17 protein-coding genes are annotated in these 21,588 nt (G+C 69.6%); 8 read left to right on the forward strand and 9 right to left on the reverse strand.

The features are described 5' to 3' along the window. Window positions 1–162: 162 nt before the first annotated feature. Window positions 163–564: a cupin domain-containing protein gene (locus ACFVYF_RS06145; RefSeq protein ID WP_389451466.1), complete on the forward strand. Its 402-nt coding sequence runs from the start codon at window positions 163–165 to the stop codon at window positions 562–564. A gap of 159 nt (window positions 565–723) precedes the next feature. Here the strand turns inward: ACFVYF_RS06145 and ACFVYF_RS06150 are convergent, their stop codons facing one another. Further along, window positions 724–987 carry a hypothetical protein gene (locus tag ACFVYF_RS06150; protein WP_389451469.1) on the reverse strand — a complete coding sequence of 88 codons (264 nt, stop codon included), beginning with the start codon at window positions 985–987 and terminating at the stop codon, window positions 724–726. Window positions 988–1,137: 150 nt separating this feature from the next. Between ACFVYF_RS06150 and ACFVYF_RS06155 the strand changes: the two genes are divergently transcribed. Further along, window positions 1,138–3,009, forward strand: a complete 1,872-nt coding sequence (locus ACFVYF_RS06155) for a thioredoxin-like domain-containing protein (protein ID WP_389451472.1) — start codon at window positions 1,138–1,140, stop codon at window positions 3,007–3,009. Window positions 3,010–3,250: 241 nt separating this feature from the next. Here ACFVYF_RS06155 and ACFVYF_RS06160 read toward each other — a convergent pair whose 3' ends face one another. The 3 genes from ACFVYF_RS06160 to ACFVYF_RS06170 all read right to left on the reverse strand — a co-directional run bounded on the left by ACFVYF_RS06160 (window position 3,251) and on the right by ACFVYF_RS06170 (window position 7,078). Next, on the reverse strand, window positions 3,251–3,487 hold the full coding sequence (locus tag ACFVYF_RS06160) for a DUF6458 family protein (protein WP_383286060.1): 237 nt from the start codon (window positions 3,485–3,487) through the stop codon (window positions 3,251–3,253). Between the two features lie 78 nt (window positions 3,488–3,565). Then, entirely contained in the window at window positions 3,566–4,858 is a 1,293-nt protein-coding gene (locus tag ACFVYF_RS06165; protein ID WP_389451475.1) for a M18 family aminopeptidase, read from the reverse strand. A 393-nt stretch (window positions 4,859–5,251) separates the two neighbouring features. Beyond that, complete coding sequence (locus ACFVYF_RS06170; RefSeq protein WP_389451478.1) at window positions 5,252–7,078, reverse strand: acyl-CoA dehydrogenase; 1,827 nt, start codon at window positions 7,076–7,078, stop codon at window positions 5,252–5,254. 143 nt (window positions 7,079–7,221) lie between these two features. Between ACFVYF_RS06170 and ACFVYF_RS06175 the strand changes: the two genes are divergently transcribed. After that, a complete protein-coding gene (locus ACFVYF_RS06175) occupies window positions 7,222–7,686 on the forward strand; it encodes an SseB family protein (RefSeq protein WP_389451481.1) in 465 nt (154 codons plus the stop codon). 130 nt (window positions 7,687–7,816) lie between these two features. Continuing rightward, complete coding sequence (locus ACFVYF_RS06180) at window positions 7,817–8,788, forward strand: pirin family protein (RefSeq protein ID WP_389451484.1); 972 nt, start codon at window positions 7,817–7,819, stop codon at window positions 8,786–8,788. A 91-nt stretch (window positions 8,789–8,879) separates the two neighbouring features. Here the strand turns inward: ACFVYF_RS06180 and ACFVYF_RS06185 are convergent, their stop codons facing one another. After that, window positions 8,880–10,616, reverse strand: coding sequence for a multicopper oxidase family protein (locus ACFVYF_RS06185; RefSeq protein ID WP_389451487.1), 1,737 nt, complete (start codon window positions 10,614–10,616; stop codon window positions 8,880–8,882). A gap of 491 nt (window positions 10,617–11,107) precedes the next feature. On the opposite strand from ACFVYF_RS06185, the gene ACFVYF_RS06190 reads away from it, so the two are divergent. Then, window positions 11,108–12,202 carry an AI-2E family transporter gene (locus ACFVYF_RS06190; protein WP_389451490.1) on the forward strand — a complete coding sequence of 365 codons (1,095 nt, stop codon included), beginning with the start codon at window positions 11,108–11,110 and terminating at the stop codon, window positions 12,200–12,202. On the opposite strand, the gene ACFVYF_RS06195 is transcribed toward ACFVYF_RS06190, so the two are convergent. Next, window positions 12,124–14,334, reverse strand: a complete 2,211-nt coding sequence (locus ACFVYF_RS06195; protein ID WP_389451493.1) for a SpoIIE family protein phosphatase — start codon at window positions 14,332–14,334, stop codon at window positions 12,124–12,126. The genes ACFVYF_RS06190 and ACFVYF_RS06195 overlap by 79 nt on opposite strands. Window positions 14,335–14,486: 152 nt before the next feature. Between ACFVYF_RS06195 and aspS the strand changes: the two genes are divergently transcribed. Beyond that, window positions 14,487–16,250 carry an aspartate--tRNA ligase gene (gene aspS / locus ACFVYF_RS06200; RefSeq protein WP_389451496.1) on the forward strand — a complete coding sequence of 588 codons (1,764 nt, stop codon included), beginning with the start codon at window positions 14,487–14,489 and terminating at the stop codon, window positions 16,248–16,250. Window positions 16,251–16,509: 259 nt separating this feature from the next. Here the strand turns inward: aspS and ACFVYF_RS06205 are convergent, their stop codons facing one another. Continuing rightward, window positions 16,510–16,986 (reverse strand): hypothetical protein, encoded by a 477-nt coding sequence (locus ACFVYF_RS06205; protein WP_389451499.1) that lies wholly within the window; start codon window positions 16,984–16,986, stop codon window positions 16,510–16,512. 166 nt (window positions 16,987–17,152) lie between these two features. Between ACFVYF_RS06205 and ACFVYF_RS06210 the strand changes: the two genes are divergently transcribed. Beyond that, window positions 17,153–17,518: a hypothetical protein gene (locus tag ACFVYF_RS06210; protein WP_389451502.1), complete on the forward strand. Its 366-nt coding sequence runs from the start codon at window positions 17,153–17,155 to the stop codon at window positions 17,516–17,518. Between the two features lie 47 nt (window positions 17,519–17,565). Here the strand turns inward: ACFVYF_RS06210 and metG (ACFVYF_RS06215) are convergent, their stop codons facing one another. Then, window positions 17,566–19,290, reverse strand: coding sequence for a methionine--tRNA ligase (metG, locus tag ACFVYF_RS06215; protein WP_389451505.1), 1,725 nt, complete (start codon window positions 19,288–19,290; stop codon window positions 17,566–17,568). A 116-nt stretch (window positions 19,291–19,406) separates the two neighbouring features. On the opposite strand from metG (ACFVYF_RS06215), the gene ACFVYF_RS06220 reads away from it, so the two are divergent. After that, window positions 19,407–19,826, forward strand: a complete 420-nt coding sequence (locus ACFVYF_RS06220; RefSeq protein ID WP_389451508.1) for a PIN domain nuclease — start codon at window positions 19,407–19,409, stop codon at window positions 19,824–19,826. Between the two features lie 68 nt (window positions 19,827–19,894). Here ACFVYF_RS06220 and metG (ACFVYF_RS06225) read toward each other — a convergent pair whose 3' ends face one another. After that, window positions 19,895–21,502, reverse strand: a complete 1,608-nt coding sequence (gene metG, locus ACFVYF_RS06225; RefSeq protein ID WP_389451511.1) for a methionine--tRNA ligase — start codon at window positions 21,500–21,502, stop codon at window positions 19,895–19,897. Window positions 21,503–21,588: the final 86 nt, after the last annotated feature.

Raw genomic sequence — 21,588 nt, forward strand, 5'->3', positions numbered from 1 at the left:
CTGCCATGCCTGCGGTGCCTCTTCTGCCCGCGGTGCCTCTATTGACATCACTGCCTCTATTGCCTGTGCTGCGCCTGCTGCTTCTGCTGCTTGCGAGGATTCTTGCGGCGTGTGCGATTTCTAGCACTCGCGAGGCCCTGGGACCACGCCCAGGATGAGCCCATGAGCAGCGAACTCAGTCAACCCATCTCCCTGGCCGCGGCCCTGGCCTCCTTCGACGACCTCTGGAGCCCGCGGATCGTCACCGCCGTCAACGACTACGACGTACGCGTCGCCAAGGTCGAGGGCGAACACGTCTGGCACGTGCACGACCACACCGACGAGTTCTTCCTCGTCCTCGACGGCGAGCTGACCATCGCGCTGCGGGAACCGGACGGAGAGCGGACCGTCGTCCTGCCCCGGGGGTCCGTCTTCACCGTCCCGCGCGGCACGGAACACAAGCCGATCGCCCCGTCGGGCGCCTCGCTGCTCCTGTTCGAGCCCACCGGCACGCTCAGCGTCGGGGACCACCATGACGAGGTCCCCGCGCACGTGGACGTGACGACGGGGCACGCGCTCGGGTGACGTCCGTGAGCTGAGCCCCGCGGGGCCGGCGTGCTCCGGGTCGCCCGGGCGCGGAAGGGTCCCCGCGGCGGGCGCGGAAGAGTCCCCGCGGCAGGACAGCCGCGGGGACTCGACGCCAACCGCACGACCGGTTACCGCCCGTCGGTTACCAGTTGCCGATTACCGGTAGCCGTCCGACCACGTCTCGTCGTCGTCCTCGGCGAGGTTCTCGTCACCGCGGGCGCGCTCGCGCGGACCGGAACCGGGCATCCCGGCGTCCGAACCGCGCCGCTCCCGGCGGTCCCTGTCCTCCATGCCCTCGGGGTCCCGCGGGTTGTCGCGGTCCCGCATACGACCGCGGTTCTGCATGCCCTCGGGGTCCCGCATGTCCTCACGGTCCCGCATCCCGGGCTCAGGCGTGGATTCATCGGGCTTTCGTGCCATGGAACTGCTCCCTTGCAGTCGCCCCCCTGTCTGCGACGAGCATCTCTCCGTCACGCCTCGTGCGCATCTCGTGAGATTCGGATACGGAGCGTAACTGGAGTTATCCACAGGTGAACCGAGGGCCGCGGCCGTGAGTGGCACCCTTGATCCATGAACCACTCCGCATCGCGTCGCGCCCGCGTCCGCGCCCCCGAGCTGACCGGCAGGGGCGGCTGGCTGAACACGGGAGGCACCGACCTCACCCTCGCCGACCTGCGAGGACGCGTGGTCGTGTTGGATTTTTGGACGTTCTGCTGCATCAACTGTCTGCATGTCCTGGACGAGTTGCGGGAGTTGGAGGAGAAGCACCGGGACACGGTGGTGATCATCGGTGTGCACTCGCCGAAGTTCGTGCACGAGGCCGAGCACCAGGCGGTGGTGGACGCCGTCGAGCGGTACGGCGTCGAGCACCCCGTCCTCGACGACCCCGACCTCGCCACCTGGAAGCAGTACGCCGTGCGGGCGTGGCCCACGCTCGTCGTGATCGACCCCGAGGGGTACGTCGTCGCGCAGCACGCGGGCGAGGGGCACGCCCACGCCATCGAGCGGCTCGTCCAGGAGCTGGAGACCGAGCACGCCGCCAAGGGCACGCTGCGCCGCGGCGACGGGCCGTACGTGGCGCCCGAGCCGGTGGCCACCGACCTCCGCTTCCCGGGCAAGGCGCTGCTGTTGCCCTCGGGGACCTTCCTGGTCAGTGACACGACGCGGCATCAACTGGTGGAGCTGGCGCCCGACGGTGAGTCCGTCGTCCGACGTGTCGGCTCCGGGGTGCGCGGATTCGCCGACGGTCCGGCAGACGCGGCCGGCTTCAATGAACCGCAGGGTCTGGCGCTGGTGGACGACGGCGCCGCGGTGGTCGTCGCCGACACCGTCAATCACGCGCTCCGCCGCCTCGATCTCGGCACCGGCGAGGTCACCACCCTCGCGGGCACCGGCCGCCAGTGGTGGCAGGGTTCGCCGACGTCCGGCCCCGCGCGCGAGGTGGACCTCTCCTCCCCGTGGGACGTGGCGGTCTTCGGCGGCCGGATCTGGATCGCCATGGCGGGCGTGCACCAGCTGTGGGCGTACGACCCGGGGGACGGGACCGTCTCCGTCGCGGCCGGCACGACGAACGAGGGTCTGGTGGACGGGCCGGTGGCGGACGCCTGGTTCGCGCAGCCGTCCGGGCTCGCGGTTTCCCCGGAGCGGGACCGCCTGTGGCTGGCCGACTCCGAGACCTCGGCGCTGCGCTGGGTGGACCTCGACGGCGTCGTCCACACGGCGGTCGGCACCGGCCTGTTCGACTTCGGCCACCGGGACGGGCCCGCCGAACAGGCCCTGTTCCAGCACCCGTTGGGGGTCACGGCGCTGCCCGACGGATCGGTCGCCGTCAGCGACACGTACAACCACACCCTGCGCCGCTTCGATCCGGCGACGGGCGAGGTGACCACGCTGGCGACGGACCTGCGGGAGCCGAGCGACGCGGTGGTCGTGGGTTCGGACGTGGTCGTCGTCGAGTCGGCCCGGCACCGGCTGACGCGTCTGCGGCTGCCCGAGGAGGCGGTGCGGGTCGAGTCGGTGGCCCACCGCACACAGCGCGCGGCGACCGAAGTGGCCCCCGGCAGGCTGCGGTTGGACGTCATCTTCCAGGCTCCGGCGGGTCAGAAGCTGGACACCCGGTACGGGCCGTCCACGCGCCTGCTGGTGTCCTCGACCCCACCGGAGCTGCTGCTGGAGGGCGACGGAGCGGGGACGGACCTGTCCCGTGCCGTCCGGCTGAACCCCTCGGTCACGGAGGGCGTCCTGCACGTCTCCGCCATGGCCGCGTCCTGCGACGACGACCCGGCCAACGAGTACCCGGCATGCCATGTCCACCAGCAGGACTGGGGCGTGCCGCTCCGGCTCACCGAAGGCGCAGCGGACCGACTGGCGCTGGTCCTGGCAGGGATGGACGAGAGTGAGGACGGGGGTGGGGGCGGGGACGGGGGCGAGGGCGAGGGGTAGGACTGACGGCGCCGTCGGCAGCGCCGGTCGCGGCGGAGTGAACCGGTCCCGCCGGTCGCGGCGGAGTGAACCGGTCCCGCCGGTTGCGGTGGAGTGAACCGGTCCCGCCGGTCGTGGCGGAGTGAACCGGTCCCGCCGGTCGTGGCGGAGTGAACCGGTCCCGCCGGTCGCGGCAGAGCGAAGGGGAGGACGGTCGATCTCCGTCCTCCCCTTCCGCCGTGCCGTTCCACCGTGCGTGCGCTCAGCCGCCGTAACCGTCGCTGTAGCCGCGGCGCTCTTCCTCCACCACCGGTGAGGCCGGCCGTACGACCGTGCGCCGCCGCTTGGCGATACTGCTGAAGGTCGCCACGCCGATCAGTCCGGCGATCATGAAGATGATGCCGACCAGGTCCAGGTTGACCCCTTTCATGTCCCAGTCGGTCGCGAACGTGAGGATCGCCCCTACGGCGATCAGAATGATGCAGCCGCCCAGGCCCATGGGTGTCGCCTCCTGTTGCCGACTTGGCGTCTTGCCAGGCTCAACCCGGGTACCCGACCGTGCGCCGGACATGCCCAACTACTCCTCCAGGAACGCGACCAGGGAGTTGGCCAGCAGGAACGGGTCGTCGGCGCCGCACAGTTCACGCGCGCTGTGCATGGAGAGGATGGCCACGCCGATGTCGACCGTCTTGATGCCGTGCCGGGCCGCGGTGATCGGGCCGATGGTGGTGCCGCAGGGCATCGAGTTGTTGGAGACGAAGGACTGGAAGGGGACGCCGGCCTTCTCGCAGGCGGCGGCGAAGATCGCGCGGCCCGAACCGTCCGTGGCGTAGCGGTTGTTGACGTTCACCTTGAGGATGGGACCGCCGTTGGCGCGGGGGTGGTGCGTCGGGTCGTGCCGCTCGGCGTAGTTGGGGTGGACCGCGTGGCCCGTGTCGGAGGACAGACAGACGGTGCCGGCGAAGGCGCGGGCCCGGTCCTCGTACGTACCGCCGCGGGCGAAGACGGAGCGCTCCAGCACGCTGCCGAGCAGCGGTCCGTCCGCGCCGGTGTCCGACTGGGAGCCGTTCTCCTCGTGGTCGAAGGCGGCGAGGACGGGGATGTGGGAGAGCCGGTCGGTGGCCGCCGCCGCGGCGAGGGCGGCGGTTCCGGCGTGCACGGACAGCAGGTTGTCCATGCGCGGGCCGGCGAGCAGTTCCTGGTCGCGGCCGAGGTAGGAGGGCGGCTCGATGGAGTGGGTCATCAGGTCCCAGCCGGTGATCTCGCCGGCGGACAGGCCCGTCTCGTTCTCGACGAAGGCGATCAGGTCGCCCTCGCGGGGGTCTCCCAGTCCCCAGATGGGCTGCAGATGGCGTTGCTTGTCCAGTTTCAGGCCGTCGGTGGAGACGGAACGGTCCAGGTGGACGGCGAGTTGGGGGACGCGGAGGAGTGCGCGGTCGATGTTGACCAGGCGCGTCGAGCCGTCCCGCAGCGAGACCCGTCCGGCCAGGCCGAGGTCCCGGTCCAGCCAGGAGTTGAGCAGCGGGCCGCCGTAGATCTCGACCGCGACCTGCCGCCAGCCCTGCGTGCCGCTGTCGGGCAGCGGCTTGACCCGCAGGTTGGGGGAGTCGGTGTGGGCGCCGACGATCCGGAAGGCTGTGTGAGGGGCGGCGCCCTCTGGGACGTACCAGGCGACGATGGCGCCGCCGCGCAGTACGTACTTTCCGCCGGTCGTCCCGTCCCAGGCGTCGGTCTCGGCGACCTGACGGAATCCGGCCTTCTCCAGCCGCTCCGCGGCGTTCGCCACGGCGTGGTACGGCGTCGGGGTCACCGCCAGGAAGGTCATGAGGTCGTCGGTGTGGCCGCGATCGAAGCGGGAGGGTGTGCTCATGGGGTTCACCTTAACGACGCCCGAGGGCCCGCTCCCGGGGTTGGGAGCGGGCCCTGGTAAGAGGTGTGTGGAGGCCTGCCCGGCGGAACCGCGGGGTCCGTCCGGGAGGTGTCCGGAGGCCCCAATTGCCCGCTGTGACAGGGCGGGCGCCGACCCCGACCACCGCGAAGCGGCCGACCACCACGCGAAAATCCGAGCCCGGCCGCGCCCGGCCGACCATCACGCCGGATACCCGAGCCCGGCCGAGCCCGGCCGACCATCACGCCGAAAACCCGAGCCCACCCGAGCCCGGCCGACCACCTGCGCTCAACATCCGGAAGCGGTCCGGCAACCGGAAGCGGTCCGGCACCAGAAGCGGTCCGGCACCAGAAGCGGGCCAGGACCCGTCCGGCCTCAGAACGCGGACTCGTCCAGCTCCATCAGGTCCAGCTCCACGCCCTCGGCGAGCTTCCGCGCACCCGTGACGCCCGGCAGGACGTTCGCGGCGAAGAACTTCGCGGCCGCGATCTTGCCGGTGTAGAAGGGCCGGTCCTTGGCGGAGGCGGTCTCCAGCTTCTCGGCGGCCACGGCGGCGCCGCGCAGCAGCAGATAGCCGACGACGACGTCACCGGAGGCCATCAGCAGCCGGGTCGTGTTCAGACCGACCTTGTAGATGTTCTTGACGTCCTGCTCGGTCGCCGCGAGGTCCGTGAGCATCAGGCCGACGATGGCCTCCAGCTCGACGGCCGCCTTGGCGAGGTGCTCGCGGGCGGCGGACAGCTCCTCGCCGCCGGTGCCGAGCGCCAGGAACTTCTTGATGTCCTCGGCGAGGGAGTTCAGCGCCGCGCCCTGGTTGCGGACGATCTTCCGGAAGAAGAAGTCCTGGCCCTGGATCGCGGTCGTGCCCTCGTACAGGGTGTCGATCTTGGCGTCGCGGATGTACTGCTCGATCGGGTACTCCTGGAGGAACCCGGAGCCGCCGAAGGTCTGCAGGGACTGCGCGAGCTGCTCGTAACCGTTCTCGGAGCCGTAGCCCTTGACGATCGGCAGGAGCAGGTCGTTCAGGGCCTCGAGGGCGGCGGCGTCCTCGCCGGCGGCCTCCTTGACCTGGATCTCGTCCTGGATCGCGGCGGTGTGCAGCACCAGCGCGCGCATGCCCTCCGCGTACGCCTTCTGCGTCATCAGCGAGCGGCGCACGTCGGGGTGGTGGGTGATGGTGACCTTGGGCGCGGTCTTGTCCATGAAGTTCGCGAGGTCCGGGCCCTGGACGCGCTCCTTGGCGTACTCGAGGGCGTTCAGATAGCCGGTCGACAGCGTCGAGATGGCCTTCGTGCCGACCATCATGCGGGCGAACTCGATGATGCGGAACATCTGGCGGATGCCGTCGTGCTTGTCGCCGATCAGCCAGCCCTTGGCGGGGTGGCGGTCGCCGAAGGTCATCTCGCAGGTGTTGGACGCCTTGAGGCCCATCTTGTGCTCGACGTTCGTGGCGTAGACGCCGTTGCGCGCGCCCAGCTCGCCGGTCTCGAAGTCGAACTCGTACTTCGGCACCAGGAAGAGGGAGAGGCCCTTGGTGCCGGGTCCCGCGCCTTCGGGGCGGGCGAGTACGTAGTGGAGGATGTTCTCCGACATGTCGTGCTCACCGGACGTGATGAAGCGCTTCACGCCCTCGATGTGCCAGGAGCCGTCCTCCTGCTGGACCGCCTTGGTGCGGCCGGCGCCGACGTCCGAGCCGGCGTCCGGCTCGGTGAGGACCATGGTGGAGCCCCACTGCTTGTCGACGGCGATCTTCGCGATGTGCTTCTGGACCTCGGTTCCCTCCTCGAAGAGGATGCCCGCGAACGCGGGGCCGGAGGAGTACATCCACACGGCCGGGTTGGCGCCGAGCACCAGCTCCGCGTAGGCCCAGATCAGGGAGCGGGGCGCGGTGGTGCCGCCGATCTCCTCGGGGAGGCCGAGCCGCCAGTACTCGGAGTCCATGAAGGCCTGGTAGCTCTTCTTGAAGGACGCGGGCACCGGAGCGGTGTTCGTCTCGGGGTCGAAGACCGGCGGGTTGCGGTCGGCGTCCGCGAAGGACTCCGCCAGCTCGTTCTCCGAGAGGCGGGTCAGCTCCTCGAGGATGCTCTTCGCGGTGTCGGTGTCCATCTCCGCGAACGGGCCGGTGCCGTACAGCTTGTCGCGCCCGAGGACCTCGAAGAGGTTGAACTCGATGTCGCGGAGATTCGACTTGTAGTGCCCCATGGCGACGGCTCCGTAAGGGATCGGGGAGGCCGTGGATCCAGCAGCCTCGTTACACATACCAGCAAGTAGCTACGATGATGCTACCCGTCGGTAATAAGAATCAACCCCTGATGGCCCATATGTGGCCCACTACTCTTTGACGCATGTACGGCTACGACCAGAACGCGAGCGCTCAGCAGCAGTACGCCCAGCCGCAGCAGCAGATGTCCGGCGGGTACGGGCAGCAGCCGCCGCTGTACCCCGAGCCGTCCCCGCCGTCCCTCGCGGACGGGGTGCGCGCGTTCACCACGGGATCGATGTCCGCGGAGGACTTCCAGCAGGTCTTCGCGACGTCGAAGGTCTACTGCCCGCGCGGCGACAACCCCGGTTTCCTGGCGCTGCACAACACCCAGCAGCCCGTGATCCCGATGTTCAGCTCGCTCAAGGAGCTCCGCCGGTACGCCGGCAAGGAGTCCAAGTACTTCGTGATCACCGGCGCCGAGGTGATCGACCTGCTGCCGACCGGCTACGGCTTCGTCCTCGACATGGAGGGCGAGCATCGCATGGTCTTCGACGCGAAGGCCGTGGAGCAGATGGTCGACTTCGCGATGCGCAGGATGTACGGCTGACGAGCCGGCCCTGCGTCTGACAGGCCCGCCCCACCCGAACGCCCGGAGGGAATGCCCTCCGGGCGTTCGTCGTTACGGGTGGCAAGAAGTTCAATAGTCAACTAAACTCGAAGCCAAGGAGGTACCCGACATGCCTGCAGTGACCGTCGAGAACCCGCTGACCCTGCCCCGTGTGGTCGCGCCCGCCGACGCCGTGGCCCGCCCCGTGCTCGCCGTGACGACCGCTCCGGGCGGCTTCGAGGGCGAGGGCTTCCCGGTCCGCCGCGCGTTCGCCGGGATCAACTACCGCCACCTCGACCCGTTCATCATGATGGACCAGATGGGCGAGGTGGAGTACGCGCCGGGTGAGCCCAAGGGCACCCCCTGGCACCCCCACCGCGGCTTCGAGACCGTCACGTACATCATCGACGGGATCTTCGACCACCAGGACTCCAACGGCGGTGGCGGCACCATCACCAACGGCGACACCCAGTGGATGACCGCCGGCGCCGGCCTGCTGCACATCGAGGCCCCGCCGGAGGCGCTCGTGGTGTCCGGCGGCCTCTTCCACGGCCTCCAGCTGTGGGTGAACCTGCCGGCCAAGGACAAGATGATGGCGCCGCGCTACCAGGACATCCGCGGTGGCCAGGTCCAGCTGCTGAGCACCCCCGACGGCGGCGCGCTGCTGCGGGTCATCGCCGGTGAGCTGGACGGCCACCAGGGCCCCGGCATCACGCACACGCCGATCACCATGATCCACGCGACCGTGGCGCCCGGCGCCGAGCTCACCCTGCCGTGGCGCGAGGACTTCAACGGTCTGGCGTACGTCCTCGCGGGCCGCGGCAGCGTCGGCGCGGACCGCCGGCCGGTGCACACCGGCCAGACCGCCGTCTTCGGTGCCGGCTCCTCGCTGACCGTCCGCGCGGACGAGCAGCAGGACGGGAACACGCCGGACCTGGAGGTCGTGATCCTCGGCGGTCAGCCGATCCGTGAGCCCATGGCCCACTACGGCCCCTTCGTGATGAACACGCGCGAGGAGCTCCAGCAGGCCTTCGAGGACTTCCAGAAGGGCCGCCTCGGCACCATTCCGGCGGTGCACGGGATGTCCGAGGGCGGCCTGTAGGCCTCCCGCGCCCGCGCAAGGAAGGGCCCCGTCCAGGTTCCGCAAGGTCCTGGACGGGGCCTTCCGCGGTGGTCCGGGCCGCCGGGGAGCGTCAGGAGACGATGCGGTACCGGGCCATCATGCAGTTGTCCTCGTGGTCGATGAGGTGGCAGTGCCAGACGTAGCCCTGCAGCCGGTCACCGCTCTGGGACGTGAACACCGCGTCGGGATCGAAGCCCAGCTCGTCGGCGGTGGGGAAGCGGACCAGGACGCGGGTGACCGTGTTCACCGGACACAGCACGGTGTCCTTGAGGCCGGCCTCCCAGGCTTCCGGGGGTTGCTGGTCGCCCTTGAGGTAGCGGTCGGCCGGCGGGGCCCAGCGGGTTCCCATGGCCGGAACCGGGTTGTCCTTGATGTAGGCGGCGGTGTCGATGGACTGCCGGCTGAGGACACGCATGTTCACCAGGTGCAGGTGAACGGGGTGGTCCTCCACGGTGGAGTTGACGATCTCCCAGACCTCCGTGCTGCCCTGCCTGGGCTTCTCGACCGGATCGTCGCCGTAGCAGAGGTTGCTGAGCGCCATGCCCTCGGCCGTCATCGTCAGACCCACCACGCGCCGGTTCGACACCGCGGTGGCCGGCGGCAGGGCGGCGGGCTGGGAAGGACCGCCGCGCAGCCCGGTGGGCGCCGGCTTGGTGAAGCCACGGCTGCTGGAGACGGTGAAGCGCATGACCCGGGGCAGGGTGTAGGCACCGCTGGTGGCGGCGATGGAGGGGTTCACCTGCTCGTCGTTGCGCAGCTCGACCGTGTCGCCGCCGGACAGGCCGGAGAAGTCGACCAGCAGATCCGCGCGCTCACCGGGACTGACCCGGATCGATGTGGTGCTGACACTGCTGTTGATCAGACCACCGTCGTTCCCGATGACCCGGAAGGGCATGTTGTTGGACAGATAGAGGTGGTACGCCCGCCAGTTGGACGCGTTCAGCAGCCGGAACCGGTACAGCCCCCGCGCCACTTCCAGCGTCGGCATCACGACGCCGTTCACCGACATCGTGTCGCCGATCATGGGCCCCTGGAGTGTGCCCTCGGGGGTGCTGCGGGCGGTACGGGGATTGAGCGATCCGTCCGCGTGGAAACGGTGGTCGGCGACGATCAGGGGGATCTCGTAGTCGCCACTCGGCAGGCCCAGCGGGTTGGCTGAGGTGCCGGTGTCGAACTCGTCCCGGATCAGGTACATCCCGGCGAGCCCCGCGGGGACGTTCAGCCGGGTGATCCCCATCGCGTGGTCGTGGTACCAAAGGGCAGTGGCCTCCTGCCCGTTGGTGAACTCGTAGGTCATCGACGTGCCGGTGCGGAAGGTGTTCTCGGTGTGCCCGTCGAACTCGGGCCGCACGACCGAGCCGTGCAGATGGACCGAGGTGCGCGGCCGGGTGCGGTCCTCCTCGCTCACTCCGTCCAGGGAGGTGTCGATGTCCTTGGCGAAGAGGTGGCCGTCGAGGTTGTTGGCGAACGTGAGCTTGAGCTTCTCTCCCGACCGGGCCTCGATCGTCGGGCCCAGATACGGCTGACCTCCGAAGGACCAGGTGGGCGCGGTGCCCAGGTCCCGGTGGAAGCGGTGGCTGGACCGGGCCATCGACAGCGTGCGGTCACCGCTCAGCGACGGGGGGATCCACAGGTCGTCCACGTACGGCGTCAGGTCCGGTGAGGGAAAGGTGAGTTGGTCCCCTGGAGAGCTCTGCGCCCCGGCCGGGGTGGTGGCTATGGCCCGGGTGACCGCCCCGACCGTCCCGACGGCACCGAGCACCATCCCTGCGCTCAGCAGTCGGCGACGTGAAATTCTGTGCGACATGGAGTCCGTTTCCGAGTTCGTTGGTGGGGGGTGGACGAACGGAGGGATGTCGCAGGGGCTCGCACTGAGCCGCACCTGAGACGAAGATCACTCCGGGCGTCCGCGGCAACAGATTTGCACACTCGTGTGCAAAAAATCTACCTCGGAATGGTCACGTGATCTCGTGACTGATGAACCGCCAGAAACGCCTAGGAATAGGGCAGTTGGGGCAACGGGCAGTCGTCCGGGCATCCGGGTCGATCCCGCCCGGAGGCCCAGAGGCCCGGAGGCCCGGAGGCCCGGAGGCTCGGAGGCCCGAAGGCCGGATGAGCCGGAACCGGGAAGCCTGACGCCGACGGTGACACCGCTGGACGACCGAAGGCTCTGGCCGCCCGCCCGCCCGCCCGCCCGCGCGGTGCGGCGACGGCGACGGCGAGCGCGCCCTGACGCCGTGTTACCCGGCTGGACCGTTCCGACGGGACGGCCCCGTGCCCGCATGGTCGGGTGGAGGCGTGCAGCTACTCCCCGAAGGTGCCCGGCGGCTGGCGGCCTGGTGTGCCGTCATCCTGCTCGTCGCGGGTGTGGGGTGGGTCGGGATCCGGCTGTGCGGGGAGCTGCGGACGGCGGTCGTGCCGGTGCTGCTCGCGCTGCTCGGCACGGCGCTGCTCGGGCCGCTCCACCGGCGCCTGGTGAAGGTGAAGGTCAATCCGTCGCTGGCCGCCGGGCTCACCTGTGTCGCGGTGGTCGTGGTCGTGGGCGGCGCCGTCTACATCGTCGTCGCCGCGCTCATCGACACCGGCGACCAGATCGTCGCCTCGCTCAAGCAGGCCGCGACCTCGCTCGCCGAACACTTCGGGGCGGCGGGCACCTCCCTGGACGACCTGGCCTCCAACGCCAAGGACCTGCTGACCAAGTTCGGCGGCACCGCCGCTTCCAACGTCATCAGCGGCGTCAGCGTGGTCGGCGAGACCCTCGCCATGGCCGTCCTCGCCCTGCTGCTCGTCTTCTTCTTCCTGCGTGACTCCGGCCGCGCCATGCGAGCCCTGCGCACGCTCTCCCCGCAGGGCACGGCCGACACCGTGGAGGCCATGGCCCGGCGGGCCTTCGAAGCCGTCGAGGGCTTCATGCGCGGGACGACCCTCATCGCGCTCATCGACGCCATCTGCATCACCGTCGGACTGCTGATCCTCGGTGTCCCGGGAGCGGTGGGGCTGGGCGCGCTGGTCTTCGTGGCGGCCTACATCCCCTATCTGGGGGCGTTCCTCTCCGGTGCGGTGGCGGTGCTGGTCGCCCTCGCGGACCGGGGATTCGTCATCGCGCTGTGGGCACTCGGGGTCGTGCTCGCCGTCCAGGTGCTGGAGGGGCACGTCCTCCAGCCGGTGATCCAGAGCCGTACGGTGCAGATGCATCCGGCGGTCGTCATGCTGGCGATCACCGCGGGCGCGTCCGTGGCCGGGATCCTCGGGATGCTGCTGGCCGTACCGCTGACGGCGGCCGCGTTCGGGATCCTCTCCGAGCTGCGTACCCGCTATGCCGCGGGCACGTCGGACGGGCCGGAGTCGTCGGGGTCGTCGGGGTCGTCGGGGTCCTTGGCGGACGATTCGTAGAGTTCGAACCAGATGCTCTTGCCCTGGCCCTGGGGATCGACGCCCCACGCGTCCGCCAGGAGTTCCATGAGGACCAGTCCCCGCCCCGAGGACGCCAGTTCGCCCGGGTGGCGCTTGTGCGGCAGGTCGTCGCTGGCGTCCGTGACCACCACCCGCAGCCGGCGATCGCCGCCCTCCCCGGTCATCTCCGCGATGAGCAGCGCGTCGGCGTCGGTGTGCACGAGGACGTTCGTCACCATCTCGGAGGTCATCAGCACCGCCGAGTCGACCTGGTCGTCGCTCGCCCAGTCGTGGAGCAGCTCGCGCAGTTGCTGACGGGCGCCGGCGACCCGCTCGGGCTCGGCCTGCGCGACGCTGACCATCGTGCGGCGCACCGGCGGCTGGACCACGGCGACCGCGTCGCCGCAACCGCATCCGTCGCCCAGCCGGCACAGCAGCAGCACCGCTATGTCGTCCTCGCGCCGGTCGGCGAGCGGCCCGGTCGTGTGGTGCGAGGACGGGCCGTGGACGGCCTGGACCAGCGAGTCGGCGAGGGCCTCCATGTCGCCGTCGTGCTCCTCCAGGATCCGGCGGATCCGCCGCCAGCCGGTGTCCAGGTCGTGGCCGCCGGTCTCGATCAGACCGTCCGTGCAGAGCAGCATGGTCTCGGCGGGCTCCAGGGCCAGCCGGGTGGTCGGATAGTCCGCGTCCGGGTCGATCCCCAGCGGGAGCCCACCCGCCGTCGGCCGCATCAGCACCGTCCCGTCGGCCATGCGGATCGCGGGGTCCGGGTGCCCGGCGCGCGCGATGTCCAGCATGCCGGTCGCCGGGTCCACCTCGACGTACAGGCAGGTGGCGAAGCGCGGGTCCGCGTCCTCGTCCTCGGGGGTGACCGAGTTGGTGATCCCGTACAGGAAGCGGGAGGCGCGCGAGAGCACCGCGTCCGGGCGGTGCCCCTCGGAGGCGTACGCGCGCAGGGCGATCCGCAGTTGGCCCATCAGCCCGGCGGCCCGTACGTCATGGCCCTGGACGTCCCCGATGACCAGGGCGAACCGTCCGGCGCCGGACTTGGTGCGGGACGTGCCCCCGGGCAGCGGGATCATGTCGTACCAGTCGCCGCCGACCTGGAGACCGCCACCGGTGGGCACATACCGGGCGGCCACCATCATGCCGGGTATCTGCGGGCCCAGGGTCGGCATCATCGAGCGCTGCAGGCCGTCGGTCAGCTCCCGCTCGGACTCGGTGACGCCCGCCCGGGACAGGGCCTGGGCCAGCATCCGCGCCACCGTCGTCAGCACCGAACGCTCGTCGGGCGTGAAGGAGACCGGATAGGTGAAGGCGGCCATCCACGCGCCCATCGTGCGTCCGGCGACGGTCAGCGGCAGGAACGCCCAGGACTGGCGCCCGAAGCGCTGGGCGAGCGGCCAGGAGGCCGGATAGCGGGCCTTGTAGTCCTCGGGGGTGGAGAGATAGACGGCACGGCCCGTGCGGACGACCTCCGCGGCCGGGTAGTCCGTGTCCAGGGACATCTGGGAGAACGGGCCCTCGTCGCCCGGCTGGTGCCCGTGGTGGCCGATGATCGTGAGCCGGTCGCCCTCCGCGCCGAAGACGGCCAGCCCGTCCGGCGAGAAACCCGGCATCGACAGGCCGGCCGCGACCCGCAGCACCTCCTCCGTGGACCGTGCCTCCGCGAGGGCACGCCCCGCGTCCAGCAGGAACGCCTCACGCGAGCGGCGCCAGTCGCCGGTGACGGGGGTGCGGGCGGCGGCGCCCGGCGGCTGCTCGCTGACCTCCTGGAGGGTGCCGAGCAGCTCGTACTCCCCCGTTTGGGAGTCGGCCGTCGGCCTGGAGCGGCTGCGCACCGTACGAATGACCCGGCCCTGTTCGTCCATGACCCGCATCCGGGCCTCGGCGAGGGTGCCCTCGGCGAGAGCGAGCTGCACGATGCCGTCTATCTCGTTCCAGTCGACCGGATGGAGACGGGAGCGGACACCCGCCTCCGTGAGGGTCGTGGGCTCGGCCGGCAGCCCGAGGAGCCGGGCCGCCTCCGCGTCCAGCGTGACGAGCCCGGCGTCGTTGTTCCAACGCCACAGCCCGGTCGCGAGGGCGGCCAGAACGTCCCCCACGGTGGGCAGGGGCTCACCAGTGCGCATTCACCCACTGTAGGAAGAGGTGATCGAAAGGTGCCACCGAGAGTATTCGGGGAGCCGATCCTGAGGTGGCCGGTACCCTTGGGGCATCCGGGCGCCGGCCCGGAAGTTTCACGTGAAACACACCCCGATCCGCGAAGACTGGATGAACGACGATGCATCGGTACAGGTCCCACACCTGCGGCGAGCTCCGCGCCTCTGACGTCGGCAGCGACGTCCGGCTGAGCGGCTGGCTGCACAATCGCCGAGACCTGGGCGGCATCCTCTTCGTCGATCTGCGCGACCACTACGGCATCACGCAGCTGGTCGCCCGTCCGGGCACGCCCGCCTACGAGGCCCTCGACAAGGTCTCCAAGGAGTCGACCGTCCGCATCGACGGCAAGGTCGTCTCGCGTGGCACGGAGAACGTGAACCCGGAGCTGCCGACCGGCGAGATCGAGGTCGAGGTCGGCGAGGTCGAGCTGCTCGGCGCCGCCCAGCCGCTGCCCTTCACGATCAACGCCGAGGACGGGGTCAACGAGGAGCGGCGCCTGGAGTACCGCTTCCTCGACCTGCGCCGCGAGCGCATGCACCGCAACATCCTGCTGCGTACGGCCGTGATCTCCGCGATCCGTCACAAGATGACGGCGCTGGGCTTCAACGAGATGGCGACCCCGATCCTCAGCGCCACCTCCCCCGAGGGCGCGCGCGACTTCGTGGTCCCCTCCCGGCTGAACCCGGGCAAGTTCTACGCGCTGCCGCAGGCGCCGCAGCAGTTCAAGCAGCTGCTGATGATCTCCGGCTTCGACCGCTACTTCCAGATCGCGCCGTGCTTCCGCGACGAGGACGCCCGCGCGGACCGTTCGCCGGGCGAGTTCTACCAGCTCGACGTGGAGATGAGCTTCGTCGAGCAGGAGGACGTCTTCCAGCCGATCGAGAAGCTCATGACGGAGCTGTTCGAGGAGTTCGGCGGTGGCCGTCACGTCACCTCGCCGTTCCCGCGCATCCCGTTCCGCGAGTCGATGCTGAAGTACGGCTCCGACAAGCCGGACCTGCGGGCCCAGCTGGAGCTCGTCGACATCACCGACATCTTCGAGGGCTCCGAGTTCAAGGCCTTCGCGGGCAAGCACGTACGGGCCCTGCCGGTGCCGGACGTGTCCGGTCAGACGCGGAAGTTCTTCGACGGCCTCGGTGACTACGCGGTCGAGCAGGGCGCGAAGGGCCTGGCGTGGGTGCGGGTCGGCGAGGAGGGTGCTCTGACGGGCCCGATCGCCAAGTTCCTCACCGAGGCGAACGTCGCCGAGCTGACCAAGCGCCTCTCCCTGGCCCCCGGCCACGCGGTGTTCTTCGGTGCCGGTGAGTTCGACGAGGTCTCGAAGATCATGGGCGCGGTGCGGGTCGAGGCCGCGAAGCGCTCGGGCAACTTCGAGGAGAACGTCTTCCGGTTCTGCTGGATCGTCGACTTCCCGATGTACGAGAAGGACGAGGACACCGGCAAGATCGACTTCTCGCACAACCCCTTCTCGATGCCGCAGGGCGGTCTTGAGGCCCTGGAGACGCAGGACCCGCTGGACATCCTCGGCTGGCAGTACGACATCGTCTGCAACGGCGTCGAGCTGTCCTCCGGCGCGATCCGGAACCACGAGCCCGAGATCATGCTCAAGGCCTTCGAGATCGCGGGCTACGACCACGAGACCGTCGAGGAGCAGTTCGCCGGCATGCTCCGCGCGTTCCGCTTCGGCGCCCCGCCGCACGGCGGGATCGCCCCGGGCGTGGACCGCATCGTGATGCTCCTCGCCGACGAGCCCAACATCCGCGAGACCATCGCCTTCCCGCTCAACGGCAACGCCCAGGACCTGATGATGGGCGCGCCGACGGAGCTGGACGAGACCCGCCTGCGCGAGCTGCACCTCTCGGTGCGCAAGCCGCAGCCCAAGTAGACCGTCGTACGGCCGCCGCGGGGCGGCCGGGCAGCAGGGTGGCTCGGAACCGAGGTCGGTTCCGAGCCATTTTGCATGCACATGGAAAACCACAGTCCGCACCGAGGTGGTTCACACGGACCGCATCTGACGCTCGGCGTCGAGCCGGACCGGACGGACGACGGCCCGGCCACCCGCCCGAGCGCGTCGGCGTCGGCCGGCTGACCCACCCGGCCGACCGAGGGCCCGGAACGCCACTGGTTCCGGGCCCCGTTGGGGCCTAGGTGTCGTAACGGCCGTTCCAGGGAGCGGCGAAGCCGAGGCGGTCCGGGTAGAGCTCGGCCCAGGCCTCGCCCTCGTCCTCACCGGTCACCAGGGCGAACAGGACGCCGTCGACGGTGCGTTGGAAGGGACGGATCGCGATGTCCGTGTACGCGCGCCGGGGCAGACTGCGCAGCAGTTTCGCCAGGTGGGCGCGGGCCCGGGCCAGGACCGAGTCCTCGCCGTGCGGGTTGCTCTGCTGCTCGGCCCAGGTGCCGGCGCACCAGATCTCCGAGTCGCGGTACCGGCCCTCGGCGTCGAAGGTGTGGAGCGCCACGTAGAGGCGCTTGTGCTCTTCCCAGCCGTCGTCGGGACGGAACCCTTCGGGGAAGGCGTACGTGATCGATGCCAGGAACTGGCCGTCCGCGTACCGGCCGATGGTCTCGGTGCGGCGCTTCGGCTCGTAGGCGATCGGGATGACGTGGGGGACTGCCATGGCGGAACCATACGGGTGGTCGGGGACATGCCACTAACGGGGTCGGCTCCTGAGCACTCCACCGCCGCCGACACCCACACACCTCGCACACCGCGGAGGCCGGGGTGAGACTGAGAAGAGGCCGGATCTCCCGGGACCGCCGCGACGAACCGGCCCTGGAGGAGCCATGACGGCGACAACCCGCACCGAAACTCCCGTCGCGATCGAAGGCAACGGCGTGGAGTTGCGCACGCAGGAAGTCGGTGGCGACATGAGCGTCGCCTTCGCGCGCTTTCCGAAGGGCACCGACATGGGGCCTGCGGTCAAGGGCCTGCCCGACGACATGTGCCAGTGCCCCCACTGGGGTTACGTGTTCAAGGGGCGGCTGAAGATGCGGACGAAGGAGGGAGAGGAGATCTACGAGGCCGGACAGGCCTTCTACTGGCCGCCCGGGCACGTGCCGGAAGCGCTGGAGGACTGCGAGTACCTGGACTTCTCACCGACGAAGGAGTTCACCGAGGTGATCGACCACATCAGGGCCCAGGCCGGCTGAAGCGTGTCCGGTACAGCCTGTTCCCGGGCCCGCGTCGACGGTTCCGGTTACTCCGGGGCGCCGCCGAAGCGCTCCTTGTACGCCTCCAGGTCCTCGTCCGTGATCTTGGCGAAGAGGACCGGGGGAACGGTGAAGGGGGTGCCGGCGGGTACCGAGGCCAGGGCGTGGGCCTCGTCGGCCGAGACCCAGGCGGCCGTGTCGTCGGGCAGCGAGAACGCCGAGCGCATGGCCGCGGCGGACGCGGGGATGAACGGCTCCGAGACCACCGCGTACAGGTGGATCAGGTTCATCGCCGTGCGCAGGGTCAGGGCCGCGCCCTCCGGGTTGGTCTTGATCTCCAGCCAGGGGGCCTTCTCCTCCAGATACGAGTTGCCCGCCGACCACAGCGCCCGCAGCGCGGCGGCCGCCTTGCGGAACTGGAGGGCTTCCATCTGGGTCTCGTACTCCGCGAGCAGGCCGGCGATCTCCTCGCCCAGCTTCGTCTCCGCGCCGCCCGGCTCGCCGCCCGCGGGCACCTCGTCACCGAAGCGCTTGCGGGAGAAGGACAGGACGCGGTTGACGAAGTTGCCGAGGGTGTCGGCGAGGTCCTTGTTCACCGTCGCCGTGAAGTGCTCCCAGGTGAAGGACGAGTCGTCCGACTCCGGGGCGTTGGCGATCAGGAAGTAGCGCCAGTAGTCGGCGGGGAGGATCTCCAGGGCGTGGTCCGTGAAGACACCGCGCTTCTGGGACGTGGAGAACTTTCCGCCGTAGTACGTCAGCCAGTTGAAGGCCTTGACGTAGTCGACCTTCTTCCACGGCTCGCGCACGCCCAGCTCGGTCGCCGGGAACATCACCGTGTGGAACGGGACGTTGTCCTTCGCCATGAACTCCGTGTAGCGGACCGGGCTCTCGCCCGAGTCGGCGTCGTACCACCACGACTTCCAGTCCCGGTTCTCCGGGTCCAGGTCCGACCACTCCTTCGTCGCCCCGATGTACTCGATCGGCGCGTCGAACCAGACGTAGAAGACCTTGCCCTCGGCGGCCAGCTCCGGCCAGGTGTCGGCCGGAACGGGGACGCCCCAGTCCAGGTCACGGGTGATGGCGCGGTCGTGCAGGCCTTCGGTCAGCCACTTGCGGGCGATGGAGGAGGCCAGCTGCGGCCAGTCCTCGGAGGCGCCGTCGATCCAGGCCTCCACCTCGTGCTGGAGCTTCGACTGGAGCAGGAAGAGGTGCTTGGTCTCCCGTACCTCCAGGTCCGTCGAACCGGAGATCGCCGAGCGCGGGCTGATCAGGTCGGTCGGGTCCAGGACGCGCGTGCAGTTCTCGCACTGGTCGCCGCGGGCCTTGTCGTAGCCGCAGTGCGGGCAGGTGCCCTCGACATAGCGGTCCGGGAGGAAGCGGTCGTCGGCCGGCGAGAACACCTGCCGGATCGCACGCTCCTCGATGAAACCGTTCTCGTGCAGCTTGCGGGCGAAGTGCTGGGTGATGTCCCGGTTCTGCGGGCTGGAGCTGCGGCCGAAGTAGTCGAAGGCCAGCGCGAAGCCGTCGTACACCGCCTTCTGCGCGTCGTGCGCCTGGGCGCAGAACACGTCGACCGGCAGGCCCCGCTCCTTCGCCGCCAGCTCGGCCGGGGTGCCGTGCTCGTCCGTCGCGCAGATGTAGAGGACGTCGTGGCCGCGCCGGCGGAGGTACCGGGAGTACACGTCCGCCGGGAGCATGGACCCCACCATGTTGCCCAGGTGCTTGATCCCGTTGATGTACGGAAGGGCGCTGGTGATGAGGTGTCGAGCCATCGCGGGCTGCTCCCAAGTCGCTACGTGCGGTGACGGATCTCGCATCCGGCTGCACCGCCGGGCCGTCGTACGAACCTTGAAATCGTAGTCGACGGCGACGACGGGAACGGCCGGCCGTGCGACCGCACCGTCAGTGGACGCTCACCAGTGATGCGTACGACGAGCGGTGGGAGCAGGTGCTCAACAACGGACTGGTCGCGCTCTGTGACCTAACCGAACTGGAGCTCCTCTGCTCCGCCCGTTCTGGAAAGGACCGGGATGCCAAACAGGAGCGTCTACGGCGGTTGTTCAGTTGGACCCTGATACCCGACGGCATCTATCAGCGCGCTCGAGAGGTGCAGCAGCTGCTCACCGACAACGGTGAGCACCGCTCGGCCGGACCGGTCGATCTGCTCGTCGCCGCCACGGCCGAGTTGTCGGACCTGACGCTGCTCCACCACGACCGGGACTTCGAGACCGTGGCCCGTCGTACGGGCCAGTCGACCGTATGGCTGGCCGAGCCCGAGACCGAGACCGAGAACGATCCAGCGTCCTGAGCACGCAGGGGCAATGACCGGGGCCCCGGGGACGGACAGTTCGTTCCCGGGGCCCCGTCGTGTCCGCACTACACGCTCGGCTTCTCCTCCAGGCGCGGGAAGAGCACCGCGCCCTTGGTGACCGCCGAACCGGGGCGGAGCGTGCCCCACTCGCCGGCTTCCTGGACCTTCTGATCCGCGAGGGCTCCCAGGGACGCCTCGGCGCCGAGGGAGTCCCAGAGCTTCTGGGAGGTGTCCGGCATGACCGGGTTGAGCAGGACTGCCATCGCGCGGAGCGACTCCGCGGCCGTGTAGAGGATCGTCGCCAGCCGGGCCCGGCCCTCCGGGGAGTCGTCCTTGGCCACCTTCCACGGCTCCTGCTCCGTGATGTAGCCGTTGACCTGCTTCACGAAGTCGAAGATCGCCAGGATGCCGCCCTGGAAGTCCAGGTCGTCACCGATACGCAGGTCCGCCGTAGCCACAGCCGTCGCGAGCCCTTCCTGAACCGCCTTCTCCGCCTCGCCCGCGGCCGTGGCCTCCGGCAGCGTGCCGCCGAAGTACTTGCCGACCATCGCGGCCACGCGCGACGCGAGATTGCCGTAGTCGTTCGCCAGCTCGCTCGTGTAACGGGCGGAGAAGTCCTCCCAGGAGAACGAGCCGTCCTGGCCGAACGCGATCGCGCGCAGGAAGTACCAGCGGTACGCGTCCACGCCGAAGTGCGAGGTCAGGTCCTGGGGCTTGATGCCCGTCAGGTTCGACTTCGACATCTTCTCGCCGCCGACCATCAGCCAGCCGTTCGCCGCGATCTTGCCGGGCAACGGCAGACCCTGCGCCATCAGCATCGCGGGCCAGATGATCGCGTGGAAGCGGAGAATGTCCTTGCCCACCAGGTGGACGTCGGCGGGGAAGGTGTTCTCGAACTTGGCCGGGTTCTCGTTGTAGCCGACCGCCGTCGCGTAGTTCAGCAGGGCGTCGACCCACACGTAGATGACGTGCTTGGTGTCCCAGGGAACCGGGACGCCCCAGTCGAAGGTGGAGCGCGAGATGGAGAGGTCCTGCAGTCCCTGACGCACGAAGTTCAGGACCTCGTTGCGCGCCGACTCGGGCTGGATGAAGCCGGGGTTCGCCTCGTAGTGGGCGAGGAGCTTGTCGCCGTACTCGCTCAGCTTGAAGAAGTAGTTCTCCTCCTTGAGGAGCTCGACCGGCCTCTTGTGGATGGCACACAGCTTCGTGCCGTCCTCCGCCTCGACGAGGTCGCCGGGGAGTTTGTACTCCTCGCAGCCCACGCAGTACGGGCCCTCGTAGCCGCCCTTGTAGATCTCGCCCTTGTCGTGGAGATCCTGGACGAACTCCTGGACCCGGTCCGTGTGACGCCTTTCCGTCGTGCGGATGAAGTCGTCGTTTCCGATCTCCAGGTGCTCCCAGAGGGGCTTCCAGGCTTCGTCGACGAGCTTGTCGGCCCACTCCTGCGGGCTGACGCCGTTCGCCTCGGCAGTGCGCATGATCTTCTGACCGTGCTCGTCCGTGCCGGTGAGGTACCACACCTTCTCACCGCGCTGACGGTGCCAGCGCGTGAGCACGTCGCCTGCGACGGTCGTGTAGGCGTGGCCCAGGTGAGGAGCGTCGTTGACGTAATAAATGGGGGTGGAGACGTAGTACGCCTTCGCACCCTGCTTCTCGGATCCAGTGGCCGCCATGGCCGAAATCCTAATGGCCCAGCGAAGATCGACTCACTCCGGTTACGGGCGGTGCGGAGTACGGAGACGGGGCCCGGCGTTGAGCC

It is taken from the genome of Streptomyces sp. NPDC058274, assembly GCF_042881375.1.
Taxonomy (GTDB): Bacteria; Actinomycetota; Actinomycetes; order Streptomycetales; family Streptomycetaceae; genus Streptomyces.